Consider the following 19196-nt stretch of genomic DNA (forward strand, 5'->3'; position numbering starts at 1 on the left):
TATGTCAGTGTCCTGCATACTGGCAGCTTACGTTAGGGTTGAAAGGGAAATACATACCTGAAGGGTTTGCTTTCCATAACCATACATGCAATTGGTAATGGGGTAATGAAGGTCCGCCACGATCCGGCTGGAACCTCATTACAGGCTCATCATTTTCGTCTAAAACAGGAAACCCTTCCGCATCCAATACTGGGACCATTTTGCCCCAACGGTGATTATCGAAAGGAACATCTCCCAACATTGGCGGATCCAACTCATCTACATCCCCTTCAAAAAGAGGCGTGGACGGAATTATGTACTCCACACCTACAAGCTTGAGCCTACCATTCTTCTGAGGTTCATATAAAAGGACGGAGGGAGCCAAAGGATCAAACCCAGCCATGACCAACGCAAAATTGGGTGCATGATGGCCCATTCCCCCTAGTTCAGGATGCTGTACACAATGGTCTAGCATATAGCCATCAGCAACAGCAGCATCAAAATCATGGTACTTGACAGTCGCTTGTCGTATTTGGGCTAGCAGCCTATTTTGGTTTGAAGGATTTTGTCTTAAAAACTCCGCTATCTCATCATTTTCCAAGAGGAAAACACCATCACTCAACTCCTCTGAACTCTCTGAAAGTGAAGGAGATTGTTCGTTGATATTCTCAGTCATACAGGCTGACCATATCAACATCACTGCAATCGATGCAGCAAACCTTATAGAATCATTCATTATTTTTCTCATGTTTTTGGCAATTGATGTTAAATTATTTATTTGAAAAATCGTAATTAAGCTGTTCACTACAGCTGATAATGCTCCTGCAAGTACTTGTAGAGCATACCGAAGTCCAAAACCCATTTTCTCTCAACGGGAACAATCAATTACATGAGGCCTGCATGTGGTTACAAATTCCGTTTTTTTTAAAACTTGAAATTTGATAAGCTAAAATTGAAAAATAAAACACCTTGATGCTTCACCCTTATGGGTGATTTTAAGAAAAATTGAAAAATCATTCTATTTCCAACATTACCAGTATGGTTTCAAGGGACATTCCCCCAGGGTTGAGACCCAACTCACCTTCCGGTACTGCAATCCCAAGCTCATTAAAATAACTTTTCCAAATCGAAAATAACTCTCCTGTATCAGGATCATTGATTTAAATTTAGATTACCATAAAAAAGAATATCAAGGCTACTCCCAGTACCAAAATCATTTTTTTGGCTTTCTCTTTTGTCTTATCAGTGATTTTTCTTTTCCTCATGACCATCACTGCTATACTTAAGCCAAAAAGTTGTAATGCTATCCCGACTCCGTTCAAGGGGCCCATCGGTGCTTCCAGTAAATTGAGATTGAGGTTGATCAGCGCCAATAAACACAATGCTATTCCGGTAATTCCAAAAATAAAGGACCGTTGCAATAGTAGGCCCTCATCCTTATTCATCCAATTCATACTTATTTGATTTTACTTTTTCTCTCTTCAAAATATTTTTCCATTTCCTTTAAGCCCAGCGCATTAAAAGTCATTTCTCTTGTCAACCCTCCTTTTCTGCCTGCAATCACACCATATCGCATATCAGCATATCCTTCCATTTCGTGAGCATCAGGATTGATGGCTAATTTGACTCCTTTTTCGAGCGCATACTGAATCCACCTCCAATCCAAGTCAAGGCGCCAAGGGTTTGCATTGATTTCGATCACCACATGATTGCCCGCACAGGCATCGATGATTACTTTGTGATCCACAGGGTACCCTTCTCTTCTCAGAAGTAACCTGCCTGTAGGATGCCCCAATATAGTAGTGTAGGGGTTTTCAATAGCTTTAAGGAGTCTGGCGGTAGCTTTTTTTCGATCCATACTCAATCCTGAATGGATGGAAGCCACAATAAAATCAAAACTCGCTAACACTTCTTTGGGGTAATCCAGACTGCCATCAGTTAATATATCACTTTCAATTCCTTTGAAAACCCTGAATGGAGCAAGTTCTTTGTTGAGTCTATCAATCTCCTCTTGCTGCTTATACACCTTATCAATATCCAATCCGCCTGCATAAGAGGCTGTCCTGCTATGGTCTGAAATACCTAAATACTCATACCCCTGTTCTTTACAGAATTCTGCCATCTGACGCAATGTATGCTTGCCGTCACTATAGGTAGAGTGGTTGTGTAAAATCCCCTTCAGGTCATCTTCCTGTATAAGTTTATCAAATCCTCCGTTTTTGCTCAAGTCGAATTCTATAAAACCTTCCCTCAATTCTTCAGGTACCCAAGACAATCCTGCTTTCTCGTATATTTCTTCTTCCCGAACAGCATCCTGTGTTTCCCTGATAATCGCTGCCATAGTTTTATTCTCCATTACCGGATAAAGCAAATGAGCTTTGCTCCCTGTTCTCAGTAATTTTTCGCTTATAAAATTCTTGTCTTCGGACAAATGAATCAGAAGCTGTACCTCAGGGTCCTTGAGCTTTCCTCTCCACTTAAATGGACTGGATGTTTTCAGGTCTTTTTCCAGGATTTCAACGTTATCCAATCCAGCCATTACATCTTGATGGTTTTCGGAAGAGATCAGCCATTCTACAGTTTCAATGATCTCCATTTTCCTGGCAAAATCTCCCACCGCTACGATTTTCTTTACCCCTTTTACTTCAGCTAGCTTTCGGCCGAGGCTCTCCATACTTTCCTCTATATCCGCAAAGAGCCATTTACCCATATTGGCAGCCCTGAACTCCAATGCCTGTATGATACTTTCCTGTGTCTTCTCACCAAAACCCTTGATTTTAGCGACCTGACCCGCTTGGCATGCTTCTAAGAGTTCGTGTGTGGAAGTAATATCCATTTGCTCCCAAAGTACTTTGACTTTTTTAGGTCCCAGACCTTTGATTTCCAAAACCTCAAGAATACCCATTGGCGTTTTGTCCAAGAGCTCATCTAAGTATGCACTGCTTCCTGTCGTGTAAAAAGAATATATTACCTCGGCTATGCTTTTGCCAACTCCGCTGATTTTCTGAAGCTCTTCTATGCTTTTATCCACGATGGAAACATCTTCTCCTCGCTCTACGGCATTGACTGCAGATTGGTAGCTTCTGATTTTGAAAGTATTCTCATCATGAAGCTCCATAAGCTTGATAATGAGTTTGAGTTGGCGTATTATGCTTTTTTGATCCAAAACTTTAGGGAATTAGGTTACTGTTAAGGACAAATGTCATCAATAATTGTTTCAAATTAAAATCCTAAAACTTATCTTATGCCTGACATAAAAACACTGAAAATATGAAATTGAGCCTGCCTACCAGACAGGCAGGGATTCCATAGCCTGCCCCGATCCATCAGGGTGACCTTATAAAAACAAATTATAATCATATGAAATCGAGCATGATCCCGTACCTACGGGATCACACACTGGGATGATTGTAAACCATGCGAAGATTCCATATGACCATTGAAAGAAATTATAATCATATGAAATATTGGCTTGTCAAATCCGAACCGGAGGAATTCAGTTACCAAGACCTGCAAGAGACCAAAGATACTGTTTGGGATGGCGTCCGAAACTATCAAGCGCGAAACTACTTGAAAGAGATGGAATTAGGGGATCTTGTCTTATATTATCACTCTGGAAAAGAAAAAGCGATTGTTGGCTTAGCGAAAGTTACCGAAGAATCATTCCTCGATGCGAAAGACAAAGAAGGAAAGGGCTGGGTCGCCGTCCGCATTATGGCTAAGAAATTATTCAAACAACAACTTAGACTTGACCAGATCAAGATGGATCCAAAGCTTGGTGACATGCTCCTATTAAAACAATCCCGGCTATCCGTAATGCCGGTAGAAAAGCACGAATTCGACCATATTATCAATTCTACTTCATGAAATCCATAGTACTCATTTTAGGTTTTCTTTTATTTCAACAGTCTCTACAGGCTCAGGTAATGTTTGTAGAAAGGTTTGAATTTGAATCCAAGTATCAGGAAAAAGATTTTATGGTCATGAATAGACCTGGTGGCTTGATCGCCTTTCGGTCCCAACCTGAAAGGGGCTTCAACCTCCGCACTAGACTCCAATTGATTCTGACAGACTTTCAATTGGAAGTGGAGCGTTTTTCTGAAGTTTTGATCAAAGATAATTTTGACTTGGCAGGTTATGATTTAGACGGTGATTATTTTTACGCCCTTTTCCAAAAAGGCAGCAGCGCCACCTCCGATAGATATGCACTAGAGATAAATCTCAAAACTGAAGAAGTAAATGAAATTCTCTTAGAGTATGTCCATGCCATGGATTTACAGGAATTTTTTGTACTCAATAGAAAAGCTGTGTTTTTAGGCATTTCCGAGATGAGGCCTCTTGTCCAGATCTTGAATATTGAGAACAATGACTTATTCACTGTTCAGGGTGTATACTCCAAGGATACCAATGTTCTTCAAATCAGAAAAGATACGGAGCTGGGCTTAATAGATGTACTTCTCAGCAAAAGAGACCGATTAAAAGATAAACAATTGACCGTGTTTAGTTTTGACGATGAAGGCAATAAAATCCGAGAGGTCAATATCTCAAACCCAAATCCGAGAGAAAATGAGTTCACAGAAGGTCTTCTTACTCCTTATTTTGAATACCAGCAGAGTATCCTCGGTACTTACGGAAAGAAAAGGCGGGAAGCTTACCTCGGATTATATATTACTGATATCAATCAATTTGGGGAATATGAAACCAAGTTTTACACCATGGAGGATTTTCCAAATTTCTATAGCTACCTGCCTGAAAAACAACAGGAAAGAAAATTAAGGAGCTTGGAAAGAACGCTTAGGAAGGGCAAAACACCCTATATCACTGATGTTTTGTCAACAAGAGAAATCGTTCCCATGGAAGATGGTTTCCTATTACATAATGATCATTTCATTGCCACCAATCCCAGGTATATCCCTCGTGATGGTATGTATGCAAATGATGCTTATAGATTCTTCCCAAACAGAACACTTTTTCATGGCCCTGTGAGTGGATACCACTATAATCCCATGTTTTATTCCCCAAGGCACCCCTACTCCAATTGGCAACAGAATGGCTCATATAAATTTCTATCTTCTTACTTCATCTTTATCGACAGGGAGGGGCGGGTAATATGGGACAATGCCTTCAATCTCGAAAACAAGACGGTGGACTATCCCGGTAAATTTGGAGAAATTGCTTATGACGGACAAAAACTGCATTACCTGTATTTGGATTGGGGAAAACTCAAAATGAGTTATATGAAAAATGCAGAGGTAATATTTGAAAATATCCCATTTGATTTTGAGTTGATCAATGAAAGTGAACGAATACGCGATACCCAAGAACAAAGTCTCAGCCTGAGTTGGTGGTATGGTGACTATTTTCTGTTATCCGGCAAGCAGAAAATCCGGTTTCTGAACGACCAAAACAGAGAAGAGACAAGGGATGTGTTTTTTATGACTAAAATAAAAGTTGATGGAGACCTTTACGTTCCTGATGAAGATTGAACATATTTACAATTAGTTTTTCGGTAAATCAGCTATGTGAATCTTCAGCTTACTTCCAACTTCTTCAATTATGTTTATATTTGCATCCAAAGCAAAGCCATGCAAAAAAGACTTGTACTGGATCAACAGCAAATCGCCATCATCCTCAAGCGCTTCTGCCATCAGTTGATCGAAAATCATGACAACTTCGAGAATACTGTATTTTTAGGCCTCCAACCTAGAGGGCCAATTGTATTGGACAAAATCGTTGATTTGATCCAGGAAATCTCCGGCCAGGAAGTTCCTTATGGCTACCTGGATGCTACTTTTCATCGGGATGATTTCAGAAGAAGGGACCTCCCACTCAAAGCAAACGAGACAAAGGTTAATTTCCTCATTGAGGGCAAAAAGGTGATTCTAATCGATGATGTGCTTTACAAAGGGAGATCTGTGAGAGCTGCTCTTGATGCCATGATTGCTTTTGGAAGACCACAAAAAGTTGAACTCATGGTTCTGGTAGACAGGAAATATACCAGAGATTACCCCATCATGCCAGATTATTGTGGGGTCAAAGTTAATACCTTGGAAAGCCAGTACGTCTCTGTAGAATGGGTAGAGAACGGATTTGAAAAAGACTCCATTTGGATCACTGAAAAAGTATAAAGCCTACTATGTCACAACTCAGCAGCAGACACCTACTAGGAATAAAAGACATCACAGCAGAAGACATTCAGCTGATCTTCGAGACGGCAGACAATTTCAAAGAAGTCCTCAACAGACCTATCAAAAAAGTCCCTTCACTACGTGATATTACCATTGCCAATATATTTTTTGAAAATTCAACCCGTACAAAGCTATCCTTTGAACTGGCGGAAAAAAGACTTTCAGCTGATGTTGTCAACTTTTCATCCAGCAACAGTTCGGTGAAGAAAGGTGAAACCCTGATTGATACCGTAAACAACATCTTATCCATGAAGGTGGATATGGTAGTCATGAGACACAGCAGCCCCGGGGCGCCCCACTTTCTTTCCAGAAATATCAAAGCCAATATTGTTAACGCAGGAGATGGGACACATGAACACCCTACCCAGGCACTATTAGATGCCTTTTCCATCCGAGAAAAACTTGGCGATGTGGCGGGGAAAAAGGTCGCTATCATTGGAGACATATTGCATTCCAGGGTGGCATTGTCCAATATATTCTGTCTTCAAAAGTTAGGAGCTGAGGTGATGGTTTGTGGACCGATCACCTTACTCCCCAAGCACATCGCTTCACTTGGAGTCAAAATAGAATATGATATTCAAAAAGCATTGGAATGGTGCGATGTAGCCAATATTCTTAGGATTCAACTTGAGCGTCAACAAATTAAGTATTTCCCCTCGCTACGTGAATACTCCCTTTTCTACGGAGTAAACAAAAAAATGCTTGACCGTCTTGATAAGGAAATAGTCATCATGCACCCAGGCCCCATCAACAGAGGTGTAGAATTGAATTCAGATGTCGCAGACTCAGAACACTCTATTATTTTGCACCAGGTCGAAAATGGAGTAGCGATAAGAATGGCAGTCTTGTATCTTTTAGCTGGGGTGAGATAAAAAAACAGAGATTAAAAAAGGGCTACCGAAATGGCAGCCCTTAATTTTTATAAAATGTATTGTGAAAGGTCTCTGTTTTTGACAAGAGAACTAAGTCTTTCATCCACCATTTCTTTAGTGATCATGATCTTAGAATTGGCCTCTATGGTATCAGGGACATCAAAGAGGAAATCATTAAGTAGATGACTCATCACTGTATGAAGTCTTCTGGCCCCAATGTTTTCTACTTCCTCGTTAATCTTAAATGCCAATTTCGCAATCTCCCGTATTGACTCATCATTATACTCTAAATGGACCTGCTCTGCTCCAAATAAAGCCTGATACTGTTTGGTCAATGCGTTTTTTGGTTCCTTCAAAATCCTATAAAAATCGTCTTCTGTCAGACTGCTCAACTCTACCCTGATTGGGAACCTACCCTGAAGTTCTGGAATGAGGTCAGATGGCTTACTTACATGAAATGCACCCGCAGCAATAAATAATACGTGGTCCGTATTGATGATGCCATACTTGGTGTTGACAGCACTTCCTTCTACTATAGGCAAGAGATCTCTTTGAACACCTTCTCTACTGACATCAGGTCCTCCACTTCCTTTACCACTTTTGGAAGCGATCTTATCAATCTCATCTATGAAAATAATCCCGTTATTCTCCGCCAACCAGATGGCTTCCTCTTTTACTTCATCAAAATCTATAAGCTTGGAGGCTTCTTCTTCCATCAAAACTTTCCTAGCCTCAGCAATGGTTAACTTCCTTTTCTTTGTCTTTTTAGGCATCATACCGGAAATCATATCCTGAATCCCAGACATGGCTGCGTCGTCCATCATACCATTGCCTATCATCCCTATTCCTACAGGAGGACTTTGCTTTACATTAATTTCAATTTTCCTGTCTTCCAACTCCCCATTTTTGAGCTTTTCACGAAACCTGTCTCTTGTTCTTTCATTGAGTTCATCTTCCGATGCACTTTCAGGATTGAAGTCAGGGTTGGTTTGACCTGGAGAAGTTCTCAAAAACCCCGGAGACTTCACAGGTGGAATCAAAATATCCAATATTGCTTCATCAACAGCTTCTGCAGCTTTCTCTTTTACCTGCTCATTTTTATTTTCTCTCACCAAATGAACTGCCTGCTCTACCAGGTCTCTGACCATACTTTCCACATCTCGTCCCACATATCCAACTTCGGTAAATTTGGATGCTTCCACTTTTGTAAAAGGTGCATTGGCTATTTTGGCAAGCCTTCTGGCAATTTCAGTTTTACCTACGCCGGTCGAGCCTATCATCAGGATATTGTTGGGTACGATATCTTTTTGAATATCGGTTTTTACATTCAACCTTCTGATCCTGTTTCTTAAGGCTATGGCTACATTTCTCTTGGCATCATTTTGCCCAATAATATATTTGTCAAGCTCACCCACTATTTGTCGGGGCGTTAAATGATTGATGTCGTTTCTCATAATTTTTTTTAACGATTAAAACGTTCTCCACTCGTTGATTGCGGTCGATATTCCAAAAACATTGGAACCTCCCGGTATATTGTAAAACATCCTTGCGTAGGATAGTTCGAATTTTTTCACTCTAAATGCAAATCCACCTGAAAACCCGGCTGCTCCGGCACCTGCTGCAGTTTCAAACTCCTTTCGGATAAGATGGTTGTACCCAAGCCGAAGTATTAATTGCTCACTTGCCAGAATTTCCACTCCAAAGACTGCTCTTCTAAATAACTTATCAGCCATTCCAACTTCCAAAGCCCCTCTTGATGGGTTCGGAATAAAGAAATCCACTTCTCTATTTTGAAGGTTACGTAGGCTTAAATGAAACCTAAACGGAGCGTATTCCGGTTTGAAGCTGCCTCCTAATCTTAGATCAGATGGCATTTGCAGGCTTTGGTTTTCCAGGTAAGTACTCAAACCAAACCCTACATTTCGGGCATTGATTCCCAATATCAGATCCAGTTCAGGATGGTGATAATTGACTCCAAAGTCAAAAACCACAGCATAAGCCTGATAGCTTTCCAGCACTGAACCCAATAATTTCACATTGCCACCATACCTAAATACTTCGGTACCCTCACTGTATCCCAAAACCAGAGCAAACTCATTGGCACCAAACTCACCCGTAGGCATTCCAATAGGATCAAAACCTTCAAACCTGCCGTAATCCATATATTGCAACCCGATTCCCCATATTCCCCGAAAAGGGCCTTCAAAGGTATAGCCTACTGTTGCCGCTTGGATTCCACCAGGAAAATTCAAGTAATGGAATGATGGCGTTTGAAGTACAGTACTATCCAGAAGTGCTGGATTGGAAAGAAACATCAAGGGGTCTTTTCCCGCAGTGATATTGACCCCACCCAAAGCAGCTAATTTTGCCTGGGAAGGATTATCGATAAAATTAAAAGCAGCATTACCGGTTTGAGCAAGCAGATCTGATGTGCAAAACACTATGATTCCGAAACAAAAAGCTGCGGAAAAATAAATTTTTCTGACTTCATTTCTGACAGACCGCTCCAATAGGGATTGAATTAATTCACAAGATTTTCTGAATTACTTTCTTTGGGGAAAGTGAATTGCATAGCATTTTCAACCTTAGATTTAAGCAAAGCTATATCCAATACCTCTTCGACCTTGTCTACAAAATGGAAGTTCACTCCTTTCAAGTATTCTTCATCGATTTCTTCAATATCCCTTTTATTTCGCTCACAAAGGATGATTTCTTTGATACCAGAACGCTTAGCTGCAAGGATTTTCTCCTTGATACCACCCACAGGCATTACTTTACCTCTAAGTGTGATTTCGCCGGTCATGGCAATTTTTGATTTCACTTTCCTTTGGGTAAAAAGCGAAGCCATGGCGGTCAGCATAGTGATTCCAGCCGAAGGACCGTCCTTGGGAACTGCTCCTGCAGGGACGTGTACGTGCAGGTCATAGTAGTCAAAAACCCTATAATCTATACCCAATTGATCTGATTTTGACTTGAGATACGAAAGTGCAGTCACTGCTGACTCTTTCATCACATCTCCCAGCTGACCAGAAAGCGTCAATTTACCTTTACCCCTACTCATAGATGTCTCTATAAATAAGATCTCTCCGCCCACAGATGTCCAGGCCAAGCCGGTAACCACTCCTGCCACACTGTTGTCCTGATATATTTCCTTATCAAAAATCTCGCTTCCAAGTATTTTCCTTACCGTTTGTGCTGTAATCTTTTTACTGTACTCCTCCTCCATTGCTATGGACTTGGCAATATTTCTAATGACCTTACCTATAACCCTCTCCAAGCTCCTGACACCGGATTCCCTGGTATAATGTTCTATGATTTTCACCAAAGCAGCTTTATCAAAAACGATATCTTTAGCCTTCAATCCATGTTCTTTTCTTTGCTTTGGAACCAGGTGTTTTTTGGCTATTTCAAGCTTCTCTTCCATGGTATATCCAGTCACTTCAATGATTTCCATCCTATCCCTTAAAGCTGGCTGAATGGAGTCCAATGAATTGGCAGTAGCAATGAACAATACTTTAGAAAGATCATATTCTACCTCTAGGTAATTGTCGGTGAAAGTACTGTTTTGTTCAGGGTCCAATACTTCCAAAAATGCAGAAGACGGGTCTCCTCTAAAATCAGAGCTCAACTTATCGATTTCGTCAAGAACGTAAACAGGATTAGAGGTCTTGATCTTTTTCATGTTCTGTATGATCTTGCCAGGCATAGCGCCCACATAGGTTTTCCTATGCCCACGGATTTCCGCTTCATCATGAACCCCTCCAAGTGACATTCTCACATACTTTCTACCCAAAGCTTTGGCTATGGATTTTCCAAGGGAAGTTTTACCCACCCCAGGAGGGCCATATAGGCAAAGAATGGGACCTTTAAGGTCATTCTTGAGTTTTAGCACAGCCAGGTATTCTATAATTCGCTCTTTGACTTTCTCTAATCCATGGTGATCTTTATCCAAAATCACTTTGGCTCTTTTCAAATCAAAATTGTCTTTGGTTAGCTCATTCCATGGAAGATCAACCAATGTCTCGGCATAGTTGAGTGCAATGGGATACTCCGCCGCGGATGGGTTGATCCTTAGAATTTTATCCAGTTCTTTGTTAAAATGCTTAGATACCTCTGCCGGCCAGTTCTTCTTCAAGCCTTTGGCGCGTAACTCTTCAACTTCTTTTTCTGGGCCTTCTTCACCAAGTTCGGTTTGAAGCACTTTCATCTGCTGCCTGAGGAAATAATCCCTTTGCTGCTGATCAATATCAGTATGTACTTTTTTCTGGATTTCAGATTTCAATTCCAACATCTGTATATCCTTCATCATAAATTCCAGCAATAGCGTAGCACGCTCTACTCCGTCATTGATTTCAAGGAGTTTCTGCTTCGCTTCTACTGGGGCATTGATGTTGGAGGATAGGAAATGGGTCAGAAATGGCGTGCTGTCAATATTATCAAGGGCTACCTGTGCTTCCCTGGGTATTTCGGGATTCAGAAGAAGGATTTTCGCTGCTGCATCTTTAAGAGACTCCTCTAGCGCCTTGATTTTTTTATTGTTTTTGGGAAAATTCTCTTCCAGGTAGTTCACCTTAGCCACAAAGTAGGGATCCTCACTAATAGCTTCTGCTATTTCGAATCTTTTTTTGCCCTGAATGATAATGGTAGTGTTTCCGTCAGGCAGTACAATCATCTTGATGATTTTGGCTACAGTACCCACATGATATATATCCTCCCAAGAAGGATCGTCATTCTGTGGATTTATCTGCGCGCAAACTCCTATCATTTTATCACCTTTCTGGGCTTTTTTGACAAGTCGGATCGAACGCTGTCTTCCCACAGTAATAGGGATTACCACACCCGGAAATAAAACAGTGTTTCTTACGGATAAAATAGGAATTTCATCTGCGAAATTTTCTACCTGATTGATCGAGTCCTCCTCGTCATCTGTGATGAGCTGAATAAGATCTCCCTCTCCTGCAAATTCCCCTACCATAAGTGATTGATATAAATGATTTTCAAAATTGTTCATATAAAGACAATATGACAGTCTAGCTGTCACAATTTATTAAAATAAAGAAGAACCCTCAAAATACGAAGGTTCTCCCTATAAATTCAATGTATATGCCACAATCTTAAAATGAACAAAATGGCAGACAGCATTTATCTTTTAAGAGCCCGATTGAGCATATTCCATTTACTATTTCGAATTTATAACGTGAAATTTTTTGGATTTGAATATTGAAAAAAGGATCAAATCCTGAATATAATATATACCTCATTATGAATATAAATCCTACCATCAATCCCTACACACTGCAAAGGGTGAAGCCCCTGATTGAGCGCATTCCCATCCACAAAAACTTGTGAGAGGTAGATTAAAAATAATCCAAATCTATTCATAGTTCTCAGTAATAATGAAAGTCAGATAATAGTATAAAAAATATGGGTGAAGCCACCAAAGCCCACCCATATATAATCATTTGATTTCAAATGAATTAATTTTAATTATCCCGTGAAAATCTTCAATATATCATTCCCAATTGCGAATACCATAAGTGCCAACAATAGGACCATTCCCACTTTTTGGGCATTTTCAAGGAACCTGTCTGAGGGTGCCTGACCGGAAATCATTTCGTAAAGCAGGAACATCACATGACCGCCATCAAGGGCTGGTATTGGCAACAAGTTCATGAAGGCCAAGATCATGGAAATCAAACCTGTAATACTCCAGAATTTAACCCAATCCCAGCGGCTGCCGTAAATTTTCGCCATACCAATTGGGCCACTGACATTTTTGGCAGAAACTTCACCTGTAAACATTTTACCCAATGCTTTCGCATTGATTATGACAACTCCAAAAGCCCTTTCAGTCCCTTTTACCATGGATTCACCAATGGTGAATCGCTGGGTTACCAATTCTAGGTTTTGGTTTAGAAAACCAATAGTCCCGTCATCAGATACCGCAATAGTCTTCTCTATTTCTTGATTATCTCTTTGTACAAGAAATGAAGCCTCCTTTCCTTTAAAATCAGAAAGCGTCTTCTGCAATTCGTCAATGTAGCTTACCCTCTGGTCATTGACTGCCAAAATTCTATCTCCAGATTGAAGGCCTGCATTCTCAGCAGGACTTTCAGGAGCTACTTCGTATATTTTAACAGGGTGTCTGATGTCAATAAACTGACCCATGCTCTGCTCGTCAGAAAAAGAATTGATGAACCCTCTTGGTATTTCCAACTGTAAGGTCTCATCTCCCCTTTGAACAGTGTAGTATCCACCGCTGCTAAGCAGAGCTTCTCCTCCTGATAATTCTCCTAAGCTTTTGTAAGGTTCCCCATTGATATCAAGCACCTTGTCCCCATCTTGAAAACCGATCATTTTGCCAATATCATAAGCAACAATACCATGCTCAACTACCTGATCTCTAGAATAGTAAGTTTCGCCTTTTTGATAAACCAGAACTACAAAGATGATTATCCCGGTGATGACATTGACGATAATTCCTCCTAACATCACGATCAAGCGCTGCCAAGCTGGTTTTGCCCTGAATTCATATGGTTGAGGTTCATTGGAAAGCTGTTCGGTATCCATGGATTCATCCACCATTCCGGTAATCTTGACAAATCCTCCCAAAGGGATTGCCCCAATGGAATATTCTGTTTCACCCCATTTGAAACCAGCAATCTTTGGTGGAAATCCAATTGAAAATTTTTCTACCCTCATGCCAAACATTTTGGCAGTGAGGAGGTGGCCAAGCTCATGTAAGCCGACCAAAATTGATAATCCCAGAAGAAGCTGGGCCACCATGATTAATGTATCCATTATACTTTACTCTTTATTAATTGCTGTGTAATAATTCTGGACTGTTTGTCAGTCTCTTTGTAATCGTCTAAAGACGGTTTTCTGATAAAGGTAGCTTTTTCAAGCGTTTCTCCTATCAGATCAGACATTTCCAGAAAGCCAACCTCGTCGTTCAAAAATGCTGCCACTGCGATTTCATTGGCTGCATTGAGAATACATGGGGCATTTCCTCCTTTTTCCAAAGCATAGTAAGCAAGCTTGAGATTCCTGAAGGTTTCTGAATCCGGTGCCTCAAAAGTAAGGTTCGGATATTTGGCAAAGTCAAATCTTGGAAAATCAGCTTTTAGTCTATCTGGGTAACTCAGGGCAAACTGAATAGGAATACGCATATCTGGTAAACCAAGTTGTGCTTTGATCGATCCATCTTCAAATTGAACCAAAGAATGAATGATGGATTGGGGGTGAACAACTACCTCTATTTGGTTTTTCTCAACACCAAATAGCCATTTAGCCTCTATCACTTCCAGACCTTTATTCATAAGAGATGCGGAGTCAATCGTAATCTTGGCACCCATGTCCCAGTTGGGGTGCTTTAGCGCCTGTTCTTTGGTAACACTTTCTAGAAAAGCCTTTGATTTTCCTCTGAAAGGGCCTCCTGAAGCCGTTAGGATAAGTTTTTCAATAGGATTATGAAACTCTCCTACAAGACACTGAAAAATAGCAGAATGTTCGGAATCCACCGGATAAATATTAACTCCTTTGGCCCTGGCCATACTGGTGATCAATTCCCCGGCCACTACAAGCGTTTCTTTATTTGCCAAAGCGATATGCTTGCCCGACTCAATCGCATGTATGGTTGGTAATAAACCAGAATAACCTACAAGTGCAGTCAAGACCACATCAATAGTGTCCATCTCCACCACTTGAGCCAAGGCTTTTTGTCCAGCGTATACCTTGATGTCTAAGGGAGTCAAAGCATCTTTGACTTTTTCGTAAAGAAGCTCATTGGCAATAACCACACAATTGGGCACAAATTCGAGCGCTTGCTGAATCAGTAAGTCTGCATTATTTTGGGCCGTGAGCACCTCTACTTCAAATTTATCCTTGTATGACCTGATCACTTCAAGGGTCTGGGTTCCGATGCTTCCCGTAGAGCCAAGGATGGCTACGTGTTTTTTTTCTGACATGAAATCAATTTTGAATCAAAGACCAAATTTTGGTCGGTATTTTCAATCTGACAAAATTACAAGGTTCATGGAGTTTTCCTGCTTATTTTTCAGTCTTTTTGAAATAGGGTAGATTTGGTATATTAATAGTTGTTAAATCCCACCTTTTGGTAAGGTAAAAGTATTAACCCCAAACAGAACAATTCGTTATGAAGTACATGTTGAAAAATCTAAAATTTGTGTTAGTAGCTTTTTGTGCAGGCCTTGCTGGAGCTTGGTCCTACCAGCAATTTGTTTCCGAAGAAGAAAAACCTACCATTGACTGGTATCAGGCAGCGGAAGAAAAACCCAGGTACAATGTGAATTTTGAAAGCCCACAGCCAAACAGCCTCGAAAACCCTGTGTCCTTCGTAAGTGCTTCCGAAAAAAGCACTCCCTCTGTGGTTTTCATCAAAAACTTTTCAGGTACTGATCAAAGAAGATATAGCATTTTCGACTATTTCTTTGGCTCAGGACCTACTCAAAGGGTAAGTACAGGTTCCGGTGTTATAATCAGCCAAGATGGCTACATCATCACCAACAACCATGTGATTGATAGGGCGGAAACCATAGAGGTGGTCCATCAAAGAAGGACTTATCCTGCCAAACTCATAGGAACAGACAAAAACACAGATATAGCTGTTTTAAAAATAGAAGCCAACAACATGCCTGCAATCAAACAGGGAAGCAGTAGGGATTTAAGAATTGGAGAATGGGTATTGGCTGTAGGAAATCCATTTAATCTCACATCTACAGTCACCGCTGGGATTGTGTCGGCCAAGGAAAGACAAATCAATATCCTAGGTGGTGAGTTTCCTCTTGAATCATTTATCCAAACTGACGCTCCTATCAACCCAGGGAACTCCGGGGGTGCGTTGGTCAATATCAATGGTGAATTGGTTGGTATCAACACTGCCATACTTTCCAGAACCGGGTCCTACACGGGCTATGGCTTTGCTGTACCTGTAGATATTGCCGTCAAAATTGCCAATGACCTTATTGAATATGGTGAAGTTCAAAAGGCTATTCCGGGTTTAGATGTAGTGGAGATAACACCTGAACTGGCCGAAGAAATGAAACTTGATGACCTTAATGGTGTCATCGTCACCCATGTCATTCGGAATGGAGCATCTGACAAGGCTGGATTACAGCGGAATGACGTCATAACCAGAATAGAAGGAAGCACCATTACAGGAAAAGGAAGCTTCGAGGAAGCACTTTCTTACCACTATCCTGGAGATAAAATAAGTGTGGAATATACCAGAAACAATGAAAGAAAAAGAGCTTCTGTGACACTACAAAACTTAGAAGGTGGGACTGGCATTTTAAAAAGAGAGTTTTTCTCTTCAAGCATCCTTGGGGCAAGATTGGAAGCTGTTAATGCTATTGAAAGAGACCGGTTAGGAATCAACCACGGTATAAAAATCACAGGAATGACCAGAGGTTATTTGAGAGAATTAGGTTTGAACAACGGGTTTATCATTACTCAAATTAACGGAGAGCCGGCTACCAATCCCGAAAGGGCTGGGAAATTCCTAGAGGACTTCAGTGGTAGACTCAGACTGGAAGGAGTTACACCGAATGGACAGACATTTATGCAATCATACAATATCAGGTAATTGAAATAGGAATTAAAAATCGAATTGTCTAAACCATCAAAAAATGGTAACTTAAAAAATAAATTAAAAACCAATGAAAGCCCCTGAATTAACCTGCGAAAAGTGTTTTGAAGATTTCAAAGATTCTCTGGAAGAGCTGGGTCAACTGGTGAGTGAAAGTGAGAAACACCCTTTGACTGAATCCCACGAAAAAAGACTCATCCGCTCATTTGAGGATACTCACGAACTTGCGTTAAATACAATAGGTGAATTTTTCAAAAAACAGGGGCGTCCACCTTTCACCGGTTCCAGGGATGCCACTGTGGAAGCTTTCAATGAAGACCTGATTGATGATGGAAAGGGTTGGATGGACATGATTATTGATCGGATCAAATATAACCCTTTATATCCCGAGGAATTTGACCATATTTTTCTTTCCAATATTAAAAAGAAATATTACCGCTTACTCCTTAATTTTGAAAGGAAAATGAAAGAGAAAATCGATTGAACTTAATGAATATTGAAAAACACCTAAGCCAGCATGCTCCAAAAACATGCTGGCTTTTATTTTTCCAATATTTTATTTCGAATAAGAAAAAAATCAAAAAATATTCAGAGTCATTGTAGCGCATGAATGAAAGTTGACGTCTTGAGGTTGTTCTACAATTCTTCTTCTTTCTAAACTTTGCTGGCTATGAAAACAATGCAAAAACCTCACATCAGATGGTCCTTGTGCTACTCCTTGGCAATTATGTTTTTCCTGACCCTGCCCTCCTGTCACGATGAAGTAAAAAGCAGCTACACTTTCAGGACAATGGTTCCGGTATTTTTGGATATGAATGCGGTAAGGGAAGCAGACATCATCATAGAACCTGCTAAACCTCTCGATAGCCCTGGGAAAATCTACATTTTTGAAGACTTCCTTTTTATCAATGAACCCCAGAAGGGCATACATATCCTGGACAATACTGATCCTTCTTCCCCAAGCAATGTGAACTTCATCAATATCCCAGGCAATGTAGACCTTGCTATCAACTCAAACTTTCTTTATGCCGACAGTTATGTAGATTTATTAGTTTTTGACATCAGCAACATCAGAAATATCAATTTGGTAGAAAGGGTAGAGGATGTATTTGAACACATGTACTCAGATATGAGCAGATCGACAATCCTGACTTTTAAAGATACTGTGATGACTTCTGACTCAGAATTTATGTGGGGATGGCAGGGCAGACCGGGAATGTGGATGGCCATGGATGCAGCTGCTTCAACTAGAAATTCGGCCTCTCAAAGCTATGGACAAGGTGGATCCATGGCAAGGTTTACCTTACAGAGTAGCCATTTGTATGCTGTGGATGATTATAGCTTGAGGGTTTTTGATGTCCTAGAGGCTGATAATCCTAAACATCTTAAGAATATCAATCTGGGATGGGGAATCGAAACCATATTCCCTTTTCAGGAGAAACTGTTTATCGGATCCACCACAGGCATGTTTATCTATGATGCCAGTAATCCATCGGATCCACAGAGGATGTCAGTCTATGAGCACATTACCGCATGTGATCCTGTAGTTGTCAATGAAGAATTTGCATTCGTCACCTTAAGGTCAGGTCCGATGTGCCGGTTTGGAGTGGACGAACTCCATGTCCTGGACATTCAAAACCTCTACGCTCCAAAACTGGTCAAGGCCTATCCTATGCTCAATCCCCATGGGCTTTCTCTTTTTGAAAACTATCTTTATCTGGCAGAAGGAAAACATGGACTCAAAAGCTTCAATGTATCTGATGTCAGGGCCATTGATGCCAATCAGTTGGAATTTTTGAAAAATATGAAATCCGTAGATATCATTGCGGGACCCAAATCCCTGATTGTAATAGGTGCAGATGGAGTCTGTCAGTTTGATTACAGTAATCCTGCCCAGCTTAATAAACTGAGCTGTGTACAAGTCAAGAATCCAGTTATCGTGTAAATCATGAGATTTATTCACCTTACTTTCTGCTTATTGCTCTTTTTGTCGGGGGGACTTTTGGCTCAGCAAGGCAGTTTTTTCAGTCATACAGAAATGGGGCCATCCTTCGGCCAGGTCAAGACCTGGAACGAGGAGCTGGAAACAAGAATAAACTTTTCCTTTCAGACACTTAATGGAGTACATATCCATGATAAACATGCCTTAGGAGTTTTGCTTGGAATGGACACCTATCCGGGTTTTGCTTTAGTACCTATTGCCTTTGGATGGAGAGGCACAGGAAATATCAATAGCAAACCGAAGTTCCTTTACGGAATGGATTTGGGATATGCCTCAGCATTTTTAGAAAAAAGGGTTCAGGACAATTTCAGTGAACAATGGTATGAAGGAGGGCTGATGATCAGCCCCAATATAGGCTGGAGGATCAGAAGCAAGTCAGGCAAAAGAGACTACACCTTTTCTCTGGCTTACAGGAGGCAGCACGCTTACTTTTTTGAAGGTGTCAGAGGTGAAGGTCCACCGCTTCCTGGATTACCACCGGGATTTTCGTCCATCAGAGAGGAATCCTATATTTTCAATAACCTGATTTTTAGACTTGGGGTTTTTAT

Annotated in this window: 16 protein-coding genes; 8 read left to right on the forward strand and 8 right to left on the reverse strand. The window is 40.7% G+C overall.

From position 1 onward, the window contains the following. Positions 1–4 precede the first annotated feature (4 nt). The 3 genes from EA341_RS07000 to polX all read right to left on the reverse strand — a co-directional run bounded on the left by EA341_RS07000 (position 5) and on the right by polX (position 3145). Positions 5–727, reverse strand: coding sequence for a hypothetical protein (locus tag EA341_RS07000; RefSeq protein WP_293012554.1), 723 nt, complete (start codon positions 725–727; stop codon positions 5–7). Positions 728–1145: 418 nt separating this feature from the next. Further along, positions 1146–1433 carry a hypothetical protein gene (locus EA341_RS07005; protein WP_293012555.1) on the reverse strand — a complete coding sequence of 96 codons (288 nt, stop codon included), beginning with the start codon at positions 1431–1433 and terminating at the stop codon, positions 1146–1148. A gap of 2 nt (positions 1434–1435) precedes the next feature. Further along, positions 1436–3145: a DNA polymerase/3'-5' exonuclease PolX gene (gene polX / locus EA341_RS07010; protein WP_367127034.1), complete on the reverse strand. Its 1710-nt coding sequence runs from the start codon at positions 3143–3145 to the stop codon at positions 1436–1438. 251 nt (positions 3146–3396) lie between these two features. Between polX and EA341_RS07015 the strand changes: the two genes are divergently transcribed. The 4 genes from EA341_RS07015 to EA341_RS07030 all read left to right on the forward strand — a co-directional run bounded on the left by EA341_RS07015 (position 3397) and on the right by EA341_RS07030 (position 7039). After that, the gene (locus EA341_RS07015) at positions 3397–3846 is read left to right on the forward strand and encodes an EVE domain-containing protein (protein WP_293012556.1); all 450 of its coding nucleotides are present in this window, start codon (positions 3397–3399) and stop codon (positions 3844–3846) included. Beyond that, complete coding sequence (locus EA341_RS07020; protein WP_293012557.1) at positions 3843–5465, forward strand: transcriptional regulator; 1623 nt, start codon at positions 3843–3845, stop codon at positions 5463–5465. Before EA341_RS07015 ends, EA341_RS07020 begins: the two co-directional genes overlap by 4 nt. Before the next feature lie 99 nt (positions 5466–5564). After that, entirely contained in the window at positions 5565–6107 is a 543-nt protein-coding gene (pyrR, locus tag EA341_RS07025; RefSeq protein ID WP_293012558.1) for a bifunctional pyr operon transcriptional regulator/uracil phosphoribosyltransferase PyrR, read from the forward strand. 8 nt (positions 6108–6115) lie between these two features. Next, a complete protein-coding gene (locus tag EA341_RS07030) occupies positions 6116–7039 on the forward strand; it encodes an aspartate carbamoyltransferase catalytic subunit (RefSeq protein ID WP_293012559.1) in 924 nt (307 codons plus the stop codon). Between the two features lie 47 nt (positions 7040–7086). Here EA341_RS07030 and hslU read toward each other — a convergent pair whose 3' ends face one another. From hslU to EA341_RS07055, 5 genes are all read right to left on the reverse strand, one after another. Next, positions 7087–8493: an ATP-dependent protease ATPase subunit HslU gene (gene hslU / locus EA341_RS07035; RefSeq protein ID WP_293012561.1), complete on the reverse strand. Its 1407-nt coding sequence runs from the start codon at positions 8491–8493 to the stop codon at positions 7087–7089. A 15-nt stretch (positions 8494–8508) separates the two neighbouring features. Further along, the gene (gene porQ, locus EA341_RS07040) at positions 8509–9549 is read right to left on the reverse strand and encodes a type IX secretion system protein PorQ (protein ID WP_293012562.1); all 1041 of its coding nucleotides are present in this window, start codon (positions 9547–9549) and stop codon (positions 8509–8511) included. 11 nt (positions 9550–9560) lie between these two features. Beyond that, positions 9561–12050 (reverse strand): endopeptidase La, encoded by a 2490-nt coding sequence (gene lon, locus EA341_RS07045; RefSeq protein WP_293012564.1) that lies wholly within the window; start codon positions 12048–12050, stop codon positions 9561–9563. A 476-nt stretch (positions 12051–12526) separates the two neighbouring features. Further along, on the reverse strand, positions 12527–13840 hold the full coding sequence (rseP, locus tag EA341_RS07050; RefSeq protein WP_293012566.1) for an RIP metalloprotease RseP: 1314 nt from the start codon (positions 13838–13840) through the stop codon (positions 12527–12529). Then, on the reverse strand, positions 13840–15006 hold the full coding sequence (locus EA341_RS07055; RefSeq protein ID WP_293012568.1) for a 1-deoxy-D-xylulose-5-phosphate reductoisomerase: 1167 nt from the start codon (positions 15004–15006) through the stop codon (positions 13840–13842). Before EA341_RS07055 ends, rseP begins: the two co-directional genes overlap by 1 nt. A gap of 188 nt (positions 15007–15194) precedes the next feature. On the opposite strand from EA341_RS07055, the gene EA341_RS07060 reads away from it, so the two are divergent. The 4 genes from EA341_RS07060 to EA341_RS07075 all read left to right on the forward strand — a co-directional run. Next, complete coding sequence (locus EA341_RS07060; protein ID WP_293012570.1) at positions 15195–16643, forward strand: trypsin-like peptidase domain-containing protein; 1449 nt, start codon at positions 15195–15197, stop codon at positions 16641–16643. A 73-nt stretch (positions 16644–16716) separates the two neighbouring features. Next, on the forward strand, positions 16717–17130 hold the full coding sequence (locus EA341_RS07065; protein WP_293012572.1) for a nucleotidyltransferase substrate binding protein: 414 nt from the start codon (positions 16717–16719) through the stop codon (positions 17128–17130). A gap of 186 nt (positions 17131–17316) precedes the next feature. Further along, the gene (locus EA341_RS07070) at positions 17317–18591 is read left to right on the forward strand and encodes a hypothetical protein (RefSeq protein ID WP_293012574.1); all 1275 of its coding nucleotides are present in this window, start codon (positions 17317–17319) and stop codon (positions 18589–18591) included. Positions 18592–18594: 3 nt separating this feature from the next. Further along, the coding region (locus EA341_RS07075; RefSeq protein ID WP_293012575.1) for a hypothetical protein at positions 18595–19196 on the forward strand (602 nt) is incomplete at its 3' end.

It is taken from the genome of Mongoliibacter sp., assembly GCF_007692705.1.
GTDB lineage: Bacteria > Bacteroidota > Bacteroidia > Cytophagales > Cyclobacteriaceae > Mongoliibacter.